This is a genomic window from Caulobacter sp., assembly GCF_965279145.1.
Lineage (GTDB): Bacteria > Pseudomonadota > Alphaproteobacteria > Caulobacterales > Caulobacteraceae > Caulobacter.
Window position 1 is genome coordinate 2,446,071 of the sequence record NZ_OZ257139.1, and the last position, 12,882, is coordinate 2,458,952.

Below are 12,882 nucleotides of genomic sequence, written 5' to 3' on the forward strand. Positions count from 1 at the left end.
CCCGATGACGCGCCCCGGCCTGATCGAAGCCTTCGTTCGCGACCAGCGGCTTCCGGAGTCCTTCCTGGACCTGGCGGCGAGTCTGCATGTCCCGCTGGCCGATCGCATCGCGCGGACGGCGCGGGGGCGGGACCGGCCGCTGGTCGTCGGCCTGTGCGGTCCGCAAGGGGCCGGGAAATCCACCCTCACCGGCCTGCTGACCCGCCTGCTGGAGGATCGGGGCCTGGCGACGGCCAACCTGTCGCTGGACGACCTCTACCTGACCCGGGCGCAGCGCGTGACCCTGGCCGCGACCGTGCACCCGCTGCTGCGCACGCGCGGCGTTCCCGGAACCCACGACGTGGCCCTGGGGCTGGCCGTGCTCGACGCCCTGGCCGGCTCAGGGCCAACCCTGATCCCGCGCTTCGACAAGGCCGCCGACGATCGCGCGCCGCCGGCCGACGGGCAGCGGTTCGAAGGCCCCGCCGCCGTCATCCTGCTGGAGGGCTGGTGCGTGGGCGCGCGGCCCCAGCCGGCCGAGGCGCTGGCGGCTCCGGTCAACGCCCTGGAACGCGACGAGGATCCGGACGGCGCCTGGCGCGCCCATGTCAACGCCGCCCTGGCGGGCCCGTATCGCGCGCTGTTTGAGCGGATCGACCTGCTGGCCGTGCTGACCGCGCCAGACTTCGCCACCGTCCGGACCTGGCGCGGCCAGCAGGAGGCCCGTCTGCGCGAGCGGCTGGCAGACCCTGCCCAGGCCATGGACGAAGCAGCCCTCGACCGCTTCGTCGCCCACTATCAGCGCCTGACCGAGTGGATCGCGGGCGACCTGCCTGCCCGGGCCGATATCGCCATCCGCCTGGACGCTGACCGCCGGCCGATCTGGACGCGGGGCCTCTAGTCCACCCGGGCGCGCGTTCCGTCAAAGATCCGCACGCTGTAGCAGCGGCGCCTGCCCAGTTCGGTGCCGCAGAAGCCGGGTTCTTCCGAGCCTTCGTGCAGCTCGACCCAGCGGTCGCGCTGGCATTGGAACCAGGCTTCCTGGAATTGCAGGTGGTCGACGTCCTGGTGGAACACCGGCGCGCGGTCGACCGAATAGAACCGCACCATGCCGCTGAGCCCGCCGAAGCTGCCGCGACCATTCACCAGGCCGCAGACCTGTCCGGTGCGGGTGGCCCAGACGGCGCCCAGGTCCAGCGGGTTGGTCTGGTTCAGGCGCGCCTTGAGATTGGCGCGGACATGACCCCATTCGACCCGGGCCCGGGGCTTCTCGTCCAGCATCTGCTCGCGGGTAGGGCGGGGCAGGATGGCGTTGGCGCGCTCAAGGGCCACCAGATCGGCGATCCAGTAGGCCGCGGCGCCCAGGATCCCGATGGCGACCATCACCGAGATCAGGCGCGGGATCAGCGGCGTGCGTCGCGGCTGGGCCCAGACCGGCGTTGTCATCAGCGTCCTCCCCCAGAGCGATGGTCAACTGTGGGAGGCGATAGTCAATTTGACAAGCGTAAAAAATGACTCGCGTAAATCTAACGCTCGGGTCGCGAACCGTCGGCCGCGCCGTCCTCGTCCTCTTCCTCGCGAGCGATGGATTCGGTGCGGGGCGGCGGCGGAGGATCGGCCGTGAAGAAGGCGCCGAGCAGCATCATCATGCCGGCCAGCGGCGCCATGGCCCGCTTCGACCGCTTGGCGGCGCGCATCATCCAGACGCCGACGGGGATCAGCGCCACGGTCAGGATGATCAGGACAAGCGTGGCCTGAAGTTCGGTCATGGAGGGCATCTGGGGATCCTCGCCGCAAGTGCAACCTTCGCGGGCAGGTTATCGCGGGCGAGGGCTGTTCTGGCGAAGGTTCGATGCTAAGCACGCGGGGTTCCAGTCCAAGAGACCTTGATGCCCGTGTTCAAGATGCCAACCCGCGCCCAGGCCGCCTTCGGGGCGGTGGCGACCCTGGTTCCGCTCCTCTTGTTCGGCTTCATGTTCGGCTTCGATCTGCCGCTGGCCAAGGCGGCGTTCTGGAGCCTGCCCAAGAACGACATGATGATCATGACGGCGGCCTACGAGGCCTTCGTGCGTCAGCCCTGGACCGTACCGATCGCCATGGTCTCGGGCCTGACGCCCACGCCGGTGTCGATCGTGTTCGCCGACAGCATCCCGTGGCTGGCCGTGGCCCTGAAGGCGCTGGGCGTGGGCCCGTATTTCAATCCTCTGGGCCTGTTCCTGCTGCTGTCCTATCCGCTGCAGGTGTGGGGCATGATCAGCCTGCTGCGCGCCCTGGGGGTGAAGCAGGCCGCGCCGCTGCTGATCGGCGGCCTGATGGCGCTGCTGTTTCCCGCCTGGATCGCCCGTCAGTTCGGCCATATCGCCCTGTCGGGCCACTGGATCATCCTGTTCGCCCTGGCCCTGACGATCACCTCGACCCGCCTTGGCCTGACCGCGAGGCGGATCGCCGGCTTCGCGCTGATCGCCGGTCTCGCCACCGGGATCCACGCCTATCATCTGGTTCCCGTCGGGGCCTGCTTTGGCGCGGCCCTGCTGTCGGAACTGATGCAGCGCCGGCCCGGAGCGTGGCGTCGCGTCGCGATCGCGGCGGTCGCGGTGGCGACGACCGTCGCCCTGTCGGCTCTGGTTCTGGGCTATACGCAGGGCAGCGGCGACGTGGGCGGCGCCGACGCCATCGGCTTCTATTCCATGAACGCGCTGGGCCCCGTCTGGCCCCAGGCCTCGCGGGTGTTCGGGCAGCTATGGACCGGCGTTTGGTACAAGGGCGTTCTGGATCCCAACGGCGGCCAGTATTTCGAGGGCTTCCAGTATCTGGGCACGGGCACGCTGGTGTTGGTGCTGGTCATGCTGGGCCTGCTGGCGCGAGACTTCGCCCGGGGCGTCCGGCCCGAAGCCGGCTTCTGGTCGCGCTGGTCGCCCCTGATCGCCGCCATGGTCGTGCTGACCCTGTGGGCGATCGGCTGGGTCATCTATGCGGGACCCGTTCTGGTCGGAAAGCTTCCCAAGCCCAGCGGCGCGATCGCCAACATCATCGGCGGCTTCCGCTGCCACGGGCGCTTCTTCTGGGCGCCGGGCTATCTGATCATGGCCCTGGCCATCACCTGGGTGAGCCGCCTGGAAGGGCGCAAGGGGGTGCTGCTGCTGGCCGCCGCCGCCCTGCTGCAGGTCTATGACTCCAGCCCGCTGCGCCAGGGCGTGCGCCACATCTTCGCCGCGCCCGACCGCTTTGACTTCCCGATCGCCCTGGCCCAGAGCCCGGCGGTGCGCGGCCGCGCCTGGGTGTTCAGGCCCACCTACTTCTGCAGCCCCAATGGGCTGGACCAGAGGGTGATCAGCCAGATGGACATGCTGGTGGTGCGGACCGGCGGCACGACCAACACCTTCCCCACGGCGCGCAGCAATGACGGGGCCTGCGAGCTTGTGCCGGCTGAAATCACCCGCGACGCCGCGCCGGGAGATCGCCGCCTGAGCGTGGTTCTCAGCAACGGCCAGATGGAAGGGGGCCCGCTGAAGCCCGTCGCCAACCGCACGGACTGCTACCGCTTCCGGCGCGGTGTGATCTGCGGGCGCGACCTGGCGGGGATCGACGGCCTGGCCCCGGTTCTGCCGGGAGAGCTGATCGCGGAGCGCGCGCCCGTCTGGGTGGCGCGCATGGACCAGCCGGTCAGGCCCGCCGCCCTGGTGTCGGGCTGGGCGACGCTGGATCCCGGCGGCAAGGGCGTGTGGTCGATCGCCAGGGAGGCCTGGCTGCAGGTCGAGGTCCCTCGCGTGATCAAGCCGAACGGCCTGTTCGTCGAGATCACCGCGATCGGCTTCTCGGACGAGCCGATCAGGCCCCAGCGCGTGATCCCCAGCATCAATGGCCGGCGCCTGGCGCCGTTCCAGGTCGACCCGGGCAATTTCTACAACTACCGCTTCAAGGTCCCGGCCGACCTGTTGAAGGCTGGAAAGCCCGTTCGGATCAAGCTGGACCTGCCCGACGCGCGCAACTCGACCGGCGATCCCCGCATCCTGGGCATCGGCCTGCAGCAGGTGAGGGTGCTGGATTAGGCTTCCCTGGCCGGGGCCGGCGCGAAGACCCAGTAGCGGCTGAGCAGGAACAGGGCGACGGTGTAGCTGCCCGTCGCCGCCCCCTGGGCGCACACGGCCCACAGCGCCGCGTCCGGCGTCAGCCAGCGCGCCAGGGCCAGGACGCCCTGGTTGAGACCAAAGGCTGCCGCCACCGCCAGCGCATAGCGCGGGGCCGAGCGGCGGGCGGTGCTGCGGGCGCGGAACACGAACAGCTGGCTCAGCACGAAGCTGATGCAGATCCCCGCCGCATAGCCGCCGGCATTGGCCAGGAACGGGTTCAGCTTCAGGCCCTGCTCCAGCCCGATGATGATCGAGAAGCCGACCAGGGTGTTGACCACCCCGACCAGGGCGTAGCGCAGGACATCGCCCCGCAGCGAGCTCATCGCGCCGGCTTGCGGGCGATCAGGGCGATCGACACGCCGAAGGGCAGGGCGCCGACCGAGGCCGGGCCGGCCTCCAGCGCGAAGATGGCGGTGAGGGTGCGGTTCAGCCAGGCGGGCGGCATGGCGTCGTCGGCGCTGTGGTCGCCCAGCAGGCGCTTGATCAGCCGCTGCGCCGCCGCGATCGGGAACAGCAGGGTGTTGAAATAGCCGGCGGTCTCGACCGTCAGGCCCGCCTGCTCGAACAGCTTGCGATAGCGGCCCAGGGTGTAGCGGCGCTTGTGATGGTGCTGGGCGTCGTGGTGGCTCCACATCCACTGATAGGCCGGGACCGTGGTCAGCAGGGCGCCGCCGTCCTTCAGCAGCGCGCCCAGGGCCGCCACGGATCCGGCGTCGTCATCGACATGCTCGATCACGTCGAAGGCGCAGATCAGGTCGAAGCTGGCGGCGGGGTAGGGCAGGCCGTCGGGCAGCAGTCCGCCGTCCACGGGGATGCCGAAGCGCTCGGCCACATAGGCGCGGGAGTCGGCGTCCGGCTCCAGGGCCGTCACCGAGCCATAGGGCTGCAGCACCGGGATGTTGCCGCCCGCGCCGCAGCCGACCTCCAGGATCGCCGCGCCGGCCGGTGGGGCCAGGCGGCGGATCAGGCGGTCCAGCACCTTGCGGCGCGCGACGAACCACCAGTGCCCGGTTTCGAGCTCGCGGATGCGATCATAGATGACGCGTTCCATGCGGGTCAGCCGAACCCGTAGCGGTTCATGACCACATAGAGGGGGCGGCCCTTCACTTCCTCGTAGATGCGGGCGACATATTCGCCCAGCGAGCCGATCGCCAGCATCTGCACTCCAAAGCTCAGCAACAGCAGCACCATGATCGACGGATAGCCCGGCACGTCGCGGCCAAACAGCAAGGTGCGCGTGATGATCACGCCCGCGCACAGGAAGGCCAGCACCGCCGCCGCCAGCCCCACATAGCTCCAGATCCGGATCGGCGCGGTGCTGAACGCGGTGATGCCGTCCAGGGCGAAGTTCCACAGCCGCCAGTAGCGCCAGGACGAGGTTCCGGCCGCGCGCTCGGGACGGGTGTAGGGGATGGCGATCTGCCTGAAGCCGACCCAGGCGAACAGCCCCTTCATGAAGCGGTTGCGCTCCGGCAGCTGGCGAAGCACCTCCACCACGCGGCGGTCCATCAGGCGAAAGTCGCCGGCGTTATAGGGCAGGTGGACGTCGGAAAGGGTGTTGAAGGCCCGATAGAAACCCTGGGCGGTCAGGCGCTTGACCAGGGTGTCGGCGCTGCGGTCGATCCGGATGCCATAGGCCACGTCGGCCCCGGCCTCCCAGGCGGCGATGAACTCGGCGATCAGTTCGGGCGGGTCCTGCAGGTCGACGTCGATCGGCACGACCATGTCGCCCGTCGTGGCGTCCAGCCCCGCCGACAGCGCCGTCTCCTTGCCGAAGTTGCGGGCCAGGTCGATGATCTTGATGCGGGGATTGCGGCCCAGATTGCGCAGCAGCACCGCCAGGGTGTGGTCGCGGCTGCCGTCGTTGACGCACACGATCTCATAGTCGACCCCGTAGGTGTCCAGCGCCGCTTCAAGGCGGTTGAAGAACAGGTCCAGCACCTCCTGCTCGTTGAAGCAGGGCGCGATGATCGACAGCCGCTTGCCTTCGCGGCTGCGCGAGATTTCGGAGGCGGACGAGGGCGCGGAAAGGTCGGTCACCCGGCTCTCTTAGCCGGGGGAGGGCGGAAAGCAAACGGGGGCAGGTCTTCAACCCTGGATCGGCCCGCCGAGCCAGAGGATGGAAAAGTTATCCACAGGGTGTCGTCACCCTTCCCCCTTGATGGGGGAAGGGTCGGGGATGGGGGTGAACGCGCAGCGTTCAGCCGCGACGACCGTACGCTCCGCCCAGGCCGCCTCACCCCCAACCCTGCTCTTCCCCCATCAAGGGGGAAGGGTGACGACCGAGGCCTCTATCCCCGCCCTTTCCGGAGCAGACTTAAATAAAATCAATGCCTTGAACAAAAACGCACGTTTCTTATCCCCGCCGCGCGCGGGCGCCGCAAGATAGTGTCATGAGCCAGACCCAGACCCTGACCGAATGGCGCGAGCGCCTGCTGAGCAAGCTGATGGCCGCCCTCGACGCGGCCTGGGAAACGATCGACGCCAACGACGACCCCGCCGCCGTCCGCAAGGCCCGCGACCGCGCCAAGGCCTGCGCCGAACTGGCCGCCGCCGCCCGCAAGGTCGCCGCCCTGGCCCTGCCGTCGGCGGCCCCGCGCCCGGCGACGGGACTGGCGGGACTGGTGGAAGCGGCCCAAGCGACCCAACCCGCCCCGGCGCGTAAGTTGGACCAGCTGAAAGGCGGCGGGCGGGGAAGGTTATAGAGCCGTTTCCTTCTCCCGCAAGGGGAGAAGGGACCTACCCCTTGCGGAAAAATGCGTGGATGCGTTCGGCCAGGGCTTGGCTGACGCCTTCCACCTTCAGCAGGTCTTCAACGCCCGCCCGGCCGACGCCCTTGGCTGAGCCGAAGGCGTGCAGCAGGGCCTTCTTGCGGCCGGGGCCGACGCCTTCGATCTCGTCGAGGGGGTTCTTCTTGAGGTCCATGCTGCGGCGGGTGCGGTGGGCGCCGATGGCGAAGCGGTGGGCTTCGTCGCGCAGGCGCTGGAGGTAGTAGAGCACCGGCGACTTGGGCTCGAGCATGAACGGCGTCTTGTCGGGCATGAAGAACCGCTCCAGCCCGGCGTCGCGGTCCGGGCCCTTGGCGACGCCGACCACGGCGATGTCGTCGACGCCCAGGTCGGCCATGATCTCCAGCGCCGCGTCCAGCTGGCCCTTGCCGCCGTCGACCAGCACCAGGTCGGGGCGATTGTCGCTTTCGCCGCCTTCCTCTTCCTTGACCAGGCGGGCGAAGCGGCGGCGCAGCACCTCCTTCATCATGCCGTAGTCGTCGCCGGGGGTCAGCTCGGTGTCCTTGATGTTGAACTTGCGATACTGGCCCTTCATGAAGCCTTCCGGCCCGGCCACGATCATGCCGCCGACGGCGTTGGTGCCCTGGATGTGGCTGTTGTCATAGACCTCGATCCGCTCGGGCGGGCCGTCCAGGCCGAAGGCCTCGGCCACCCCGGCCAGCAGCTTGGTCTGGGCGCCGCCCTCGGCCATTTTCCGGCCCAGCGCCTCGCGGGCGTTGGTCAGGGCGTGCTGAACCAGATCGGCCTTCTCGCCGCGCTTGGGGATGCTGATCTCGACCTTGCGGCCGCTCTTCAGGGCGAAGGCCTCGGCCAGCAGCTCGGCCTCGGCGGGCTCGATATTGGCCAGGATCAGGCGCGGAATGGGCTTGTCGTCATAGAACTGGCCGAGGAAGGCGGTCATGGCCTGGGCCTCCTCGCTGACCCCTTCTTCTTCCGCCGCGCCGGTGATGCGGGGGAAGTAGGCGCGGTTGCCCCAGTTCTGGCCGGCCCGGAAGAAGAACACCTGCACGCAGGCCTGGCCGCCCTCGACGTGCAGGGCCACGACGTCGGCCTCTTCCACGGTCTCGGGATTGATCTGGCTTTCCTGGGCCACGGCCGACAGGGCGCGGATGCGGTCGCGCAGGCGGGCGGCGCGCTCGAACTCCAGGTCCTCGGCGGCGGCTTCCATCTCGGCGGCCATGGTGGCCATCACCGCGCGGGACTTGCCCCTCAGGAAGGCCTCGGCCTGGTCGACCAGGGCCTGGTAGTCGGCAAGGCTGACCAGGCCCGTGCAGGGGGCGGCGCAGCGCTTGATCTGGTGCAGCATGCAGGGCCGGTCGCGGCTGTCATAGACGCTGTCGCTGCAGGAGCGCAGCAGGAAGGCCTTCTGCAGGGTGTTGAGCGTGCTGTTGACCGCCCCGGCGCTGGCGAACGGCCCGAAATAGTCGCCCTTGATCGTGTGGGCGCCGCGATGCTTGCGCAGCTGCGGGGCGTCGTGATCGCGGCGGATCATGATCTCGGGAAAGCTCTTGTCGTCGCGCAGCAGCACGTTGAAGCGCGGCTTCAGCGACTTGATCAGGTTGATCTCGAGCAGCAGGGCGTCGGCTTCGGTGCGGGTGGTGACGAACACCATGGCCCGGGTGGCGTCGACCATGTGGGCGATGCGGTTGGTGTGGAAGCGGCCCTGGGCGTACTGGATCACCCGCTTCTTGAGGCTCTTGGCCTTGCCGACATAGAGGACCTCGTCGTTGTCGCCGATCATCCGATAGACGCCGGGCGCGTCAGGCAGGCGCGCGGCCTCGTCCTTGATCAGGGCGGCGCCGGTCAGGGCGTTGGCGTCTTGGACAGCGGAGGAGGGGATGTCGTCGTTCACGACGGACATATAGGCGAGTCTGGGCGGTTCAGCGACGTTCGAGGCTGGAATGCTGACACCTATAGCCGCTCATCCCCGCCTTCGCGGGGATGAGCGGATAGGGGAGATTTTGAAGAGCCGCCGTGAGGCGCTATGACGCCCCCATGACCACACGCCCGCTCTTCGTCACCCCGCTCTATCAAGCCAGCCTCGCCGGCGAGAAGGATTTCGAGACCTTTATCGACGACCTGCACGACGCCTGCATCGCCGTGGCGGAAGAAGACGAGGCCGGGCAGGCCTGGGCCGAGAAGAAGGGCTATCTGGGCTACACGTCCTACGCTTCGCTGGACGACCTGGCCCAGCGCGACAGCCTGTTCGCCGATCTCAAGCGCAAGCTCGACAAGCACGCGGCGGCCTTCGCCAAGACGCTTTGCTTCGACCTGGCCGGCGGCAAGCTGGTGATGGACAGCTTCTGGATCAACATCCTCGATCCGGGCGGCCAGCACACCGGCCACATCCATCCGCACAGCGTCATCTCGGGCACGATCTATGTCACCATCCCCGTCGGCGCCTCGGCCCTGAAGTTCGAGGATCCGCGCCTGCCGATGATGATGGCGGCGCCGACGCGCAACGCTGACGCGCCGGAAACCCTGCAGCCGTTCGTCTATGTGCGGCCCGAGCCCGGCACGATCCTGCTGTGGGAAAGCTGGCTGCGCCACGAGGTGACGCCCAACCTGGCCGAAGAGCAGCGGATCAGCGTCAGCTTCAACTACGCCTGGAAATAGGGGCGTCAGTGGAAGGGGCGCACCTCGACAGGCGCGCGGCAGGCGACGGCGGCCTTGCGACCCCAGTCCAGGGCCTCCTCCAGGTCGGCGACCTCCAGCACCCAGAAGCCGCCGACATGCTCGCCGCTTTGCAGGTAGGGGCCGTCGGTGATCAGGATCTGGCCGTCTGGCTGGGGGCGTAGAGACCTGGCGCGGCGTGGCGATTGCAGGCCGCCCACGAAGACCCTGACGCCCGCGGCGACCATGGCGTCGTTCAGGGCGCTGATCCCCCGCCGCATCAGGTCGTCCTCGGCGGCGGCCGGGTCGTAGTCGTCCGGGCGATGGAGGGCGACGAGATAGCGGGTCATGCGGTCTCCTGAAGCTGCGGTCAGAGGCCCTGCCTCTTCACCCATGACGAACGACCGCGCCGGAGTCCGACACCCTCGGGGGCTTCCCGACCGACCTTTCCGGGGTTCAGGCCGAGACCGCCTCGATCTCGCGCGACAGCTGCACCCGCCACCCGCGCTCCAGCGTCCAGGCCGCGATGCCCAGCCACAACAGGCCCAGGAAGGCGTGGCCGCGCTGCCAGTAGCCGACGTCATAGCCGGTGCGCACATTCCACACCCCGGTCAGCAGGGCGAACACCAGCAGCAGGCCGACGAACCAGCCCAGCGAGAACTGCGCCAGCCGCCGATGTCCGGGAACGCCCCACAGGGCCCAGGCGGTGAACAGCGGCGCGAACTGGATGGCCAGGCCCACGCCGCACGCCCGGTGCATCTCGTCGGGCCAGTGGAACAGGCCGGCGAAGATCGCGCCCAGGCCCGTCAGCGCCACCCACAGTCCGGCGAAGGCCGAGACTCTCCGGCGGCCGCCGGCATGCTCCAGCACATGGGCGAAGCCGGCGCCGGCGAACAGTCCCGCGGTTCCGGCCAGGACCATGCCGATATTGAAGACCAGCGGATTGGGCGAGGCCGGCCCGCCCAGCTCGCTGATGAACTGGGCGCCGGGATTGAAGCCGGGAAACAGCCTCTGGGCCAGCCACACGTCGGCGACCATGATCACCGGCGTGATCACGCCGATCTTCAGGTAGGCGCCAATACGGGCAGACACGGCGGGCGGGCCTCGGACAAAAGAAGAGGGCGGCAGAATCCCTTCCGCCGCCCTCCTGGTCAATGCCGGTTTCGCGAGAACTTACTTCGCGGTCGACGGGTGGCCGGCCGGGGCGAACTGGTTGCCGAAGAAGTCGCCCTTCTTCCAGACCGGCCGGGCCGGCGCATTGGCCAGTTCGCGGGCGATCTCGTAATTGACCAGGGCGAACTTGGCGGCGGCCGCATAGTCGATCGGCTGCTGCAGATCATCGCCCGGGTGGTGGTACTGCGTGGCCAGGAAGGTCTTGAAGGCCTTCTCGCCGCCGTTCTGGAAGCCGGTCATCAGGAAGACCGACGGAACGCCCTGCTCGACGAAGCGATAGTGGTCGCTGCGGGTGAACAGGCCTTCTTCCGGCAGCGGGTCGCCCGACAGGGCGATGCCGACCCGGCCGGCGGCCTTGGCCACGGCCGCGCCCAGGGTCGAGCGGTCGGCGCCGAACGCCACCACGTCGGTGAACGGATACAGCAGCACCGGCATGTCCAGGTTCACATCGGCGGCGATGTTGGCCCGGGCCACGGTCGGATTGTTGGCGAAATATTCCGAGCCGATCAGACCCTTTTCCTCGCCGGTGACGGCCAGCAGCACGATCGAGCGCTTGGGCTTGACCTTGGCGTTCTTGAAGCCGCGCGCCACTTCCAGCAGCGTGGCGATGCCCGAGGCGTTGTCCAGCGCGCCGTTGTTGATGCGGTCCTCGCCGGGCTTGGCGCGTTCATTGATGCCGATGTGGTCCAGGTGGGCGCTGAGGATCACCGTCTGGGCCTTCAGCGTCGGGTCCGAACCCTCGATCAGGCCGACCACGTTGCTGCTCTCGCGCTTCTCGATCTCGGTCTTGATCGTGACGCTGGCCTTGGCCGGCAGGTCGAAGCCCTTGACCGCCCCGTCCGGGGTCTCGGCGGCCGCCAGCACGGCGTCCAGCGGGGTGGGCGCGCCGGCGAACAGCTTGGCCGCGCCCTTCAGGCTGATCGAGGCCAGGGTCGGCGAGGAGACGCCGCGCACGTGGCCGACGTCATTGGCCTCGCGCCAGGTCATGCGCCATTCGCGATAGCCGTTCACGCCGCGCTCGAACGGGCGGCGCTTTTCGCCGCTGGTGGTCGACATGGTGATGACGCCGACCGCGCCGCGCTTGGCCGCTTCCAGGCGCTTGACCGTGCCGTTGCCGTAGTGGGCGCGTTCCTCGGTCTGGAACGCCGTGGGGGCGCCGGTCAGCAGGACGACGATCTTGCCCTTCACGTCCAGGCCCGCATAGTCGTCGCGGCCCTTTTCAGGGGCGACCACGCCGAAGCCGACAAAGACCAGCGGGGCGTCGACGGTGACGTCGGCCGCCTGGGCCTGGGCCGAGGGGATATAGTCCTCGCCAAACTTCAGGGCCACGGGGGCGCCGTCCGCGCCGGTGAGGCTGAAGGCGCCTTCCGAGGCGTTCTTGAAGGCCAGCATCGGCACGCGCTGGGCGTAGCCGCCCTTGTCGCCGGCCGGCTTGACGCCCAGCAGGGCGTACTGGGCCGCCACATAGTTGGCGGCGATGTCATAGCCGCGCGTGCCCGCCTCGCGGCCTTCCATCAGGTCGTCGGCCAGGAAGGTCATGTGGGCGCGGATCGCCTCGGGCGACGGCGTGAAGTCGGAGACGAAGGCCTTGGCCCGGGCCGGACCCGTCTTGGCGGCGGCCGCCTTGGCGACCGGGGGGCTGGCGGGCGTCGCGGCCAGCACGGGCTGGGCGACCATGAGCAGGGCGGCGCTGAGAAGAGCGGCGCGGCGCGAAAAGGACATCAAGCAATGGCTCCAGGGGCGGGCCCTGCCCGCGAAAAGGGGCGAACCTTGGCCAGAGTGTGGCGGCTTGTCGAGGTTGCGCGACCTGAACGTTTTGTAATCTTCCCGCCTGAGGGGGCGATTTCGCCGTCGGGCATGGCTGACGGCTTTTAACCTTTCTTTTACGCGAGCTCTTAACGTCACCGTGGGAAAACGCTGGCGAAACAAGGGAAAGCCTCGCCATGCAGGCCCTCGCCATCGCCGCCGCCGGCATGTCCGCCGCCGCCAACCGCCTAGACGCCAGCGCCCAGCGCACGGCCGCCTGGGAGGCGCGCGAAACCGACACCGATCTCGCCAAGGAGGCGGTCGAGCAGATCTCGGCCAAGACCGACTACAAGGCCAACGCCATGGTGGCCAAGACCGCCGACCAGATGACCGGCGCCCTGCTGGACATGAAGGTCTAGCGCGCCGTTCCGCCAGACGCCCTCGCACGCCCC

14 protein-coding genes are annotated in these 12,882 nt (G+C 68.9%); 5 read left to right on the forward strand and 9 right to left on the reverse strand.

What is annotated here, in order from left to right:
• Positions 1-4: 4 nt before the first annotated feature.
• Complete coding sequence (locus ACQY9P_RS11595) at positions 5-880, forward strand: kinase (RefSeq protein ID WP_421739110.1); 876 nt, start codon at positions 5-7, stop codon at positions 878-880.
• On the opposite strand, the gene ACQY9P_RS11600 is transcribed toward ACQY9P_RS11595, so the two are convergent.
• Both ACQY9P_RS11600 and ACQY9P_RS11605 read right to left on the reverse strand, forming a co-directional pair.
• On the reverse strand, positions 877-1,425 hold the full coding sequence (locus ACQY9P_RS11600; protein ID WP_421739109.1) for a hypothetical protein: 549 nt from the start codon (positions 1,423-1,425) through the stop codon (positions 877-879). The two genes, ACQY9P_RS11595 and ACQY9P_RS11600, sit on opposite strands and share 4 nt — an antisense overlap.
• Before the next feature lie 80 nt (positions 1,426-1,505).
• The gene (locus ACQY9P_RS11605) at positions 1,506-1,748 is read right to left on the reverse strand and encodes a hypothetical protein (protein ID WP_421739108.1); all 243 of its coding nucleotides are present in this window, start codon (positions 1,746-1,748) and stop codon (positions 1,506-1,508) included.
• A gap of 120 nt (positions 1,749-1,868) precedes the next feature.
• Here ACQY9P_RS11605 and ACQY9P_RS11610 point away from each other — a divergent pair, with 120 nt between their 5' ends.
• Positions 1,869-4,028: a hypothetical protein gene (locus ACQY9P_RS11610; RefSeq protein WP_421739107.1), complete on the forward strand. Its 2,160-nt coding sequence runs from the start codon at positions 1,869-1,871 to the stop codon at positions 4,026-4,028.
• On the opposite strand, the gene ACQY9P_RS11615 is transcribed toward ACQY9P_RS11610, so the two are convergent.
• The 3 genes from ACQY9P_RS11615 to ACQY9P_RS11625 are packed head-to-tail and all read right to left on the reverse strand — an operon-like array spanning position 4,025 to position 6,149.
• Positions 4,025-4,432 carry a GtrA family protein gene (locus ACQY9P_RS11615; protein ID WP_421739106.1) on the reverse strand — a complete coding sequence of 136 codons (408 nt, stop codon included), beginning with the start codon at positions 4,430-4,432 and terminating at the stop codon, positions 4,025-4,027. The two genes, ACQY9P_RS11610 and ACQY9P_RS11615, sit on opposite strands and share 4 nt — an antisense overlap.
• Complete coding sequence (locus ACQY9P_RS11620) at positions 4,429-5,160, reverse strand: class I SAM-dependent methyltransferase (protein WP_421739105.1); 732 nt, start codon at positions 5,158-5,160, stop codon at positions 4,429-4,431. The genes ACQY9P_RS11615 and ACQY9P_RS11620 overlap by 4 nt, the downstream gene beginning before the upstream one ends.
• A 5-nt stretch (positions 5,161-5,165) precedes the next feature.
• Positions 5,166-6,149, reverse strand: coding sequence for a glycosyltransferase family 2 protein (locus ACQY9P_RS11625; RefSeq protein WP_421739104.1), 984 nt, complete (start codon positions 6,147-6,149; stop codon positions 5,166-5,168).
• A 353-nt stretch (positions 6,150-6,502) separates the two neighbouring features.
• On the opposite strand from ACQY9P_RS11625, the gene ACQY9P_RS11630 reads away from it, so the two are divergent.
• The gene (locus ACQY9P_RS11630) at positions 6,503-6,814 is read left to right on the forward strand and encodes a hypothetical protein (protein ID WP_421739103.1); all 312 of its coding nucleotides are present in this window, start codon (positions 6,503-6,505) and stop codon (positions 6,812-6,814) included.
• A gap of 34 nt (positions 6,815-6,848) precedes the next feature.
• Here ACQY9P_RS11630 and uvrC read toward each other — a convergent pair whose 3' ends face one another.
• Positions 6,849-8,759 (reverse strand): excinuclease ABC subunit UvrC, encoded by a 1,911-nt coding sequence (uvrC, locus tag ACQY9P_RS11635; RefSeq protein ID WP_421739102.1) that lies wholly within the window; start codon positions 8,757-8,759, stop codon positions 6,849-6,851.
• A 134-nt stretch (positions 8,760-8,893) separates the two neighbouring features.
• On the opposite strand from uvrC, the gene ACQY9P_RS11640 reads away from it, so the two are divergent.
• Entirely contained in the window at positions 8,894-9,514 is a 621-nt protein-coding gene (locus ACQY9P_RS11640) for a TIGR02466 family protein (protein ID WP_421739101.1), read from the forward strand.
• A 5-nt stretch (positions 9,515-9,519) separates the two neighbouring features.
• Here the strand turns inward: ACQY9P_RS11640 and ACQY9P_RS11645 are convergent, their stop codons facing one another.
• The 3 genes from ACQY9P_RS11645 to ACQY9P_RS11655 all read right to left on the reverse strand — a co-directional run bounded on the left by ACQY9P_RS11645 (position 9,520) and on the right by ACQY9P_RS11655 (position 12,406).
• On the reverse strand, positions 9,520-9,861 hold the full coding sequence (locus tag ACQY9P_RS11645) for a YciI family protein (RefSeq protein WP_421739100.1): 342 nt from the start codon (positions 9,859-9,861) through the stop codon (positions 9,520-9,522).
• A 106-nt stretch (positions 9,862-9,967) separates the two neighbouring features.
• Positions 9,968-10,666, reverse strand: a complete 699-nt coding sequence (locus ACQY9P_RS11650; protein ID WP_421739099.1) for a DUF998 domain-containing protein — start codon at positions 10,664-10,666, stop codon at positions 9,968-9,970.
• An 18-nt stretch (positions 10,667-10,684) separates the two neighbouring features.
• Positions 10,685-12,406 carry a M20/M25/M40 family metallo-hydrolase gene (locus ACQY9P_RS11655; protein ID WP_421739098.1) on the reverse strand — a complete coding sequence of 574 codons (1,722 nt, stop codon included), beginning with the start codon at positions 12,404-12,406 and terminating at the stop codon, positions 10,685-10,687.
• Positions 12,407-12,627: 221 nt separating this feature from the next.
• On the opposite strand from ACQY9P_RS11655, the gene ACQY9P_RS11660 reads away from it, so the two are divergent.
• On the forward strand, positions 12,628-12,849 hold the full coding sequence (locus tag ACQY9P_RS11660; protein ID WP_421739097.1) for a flagellar hook protein FlgE: 222 nt from the start codon (positions 12,628-12,630) through the stop codon (positions 12,847-12,849).
• Positions 12,850-12,882: the final 33 nt, after the last annotated feature.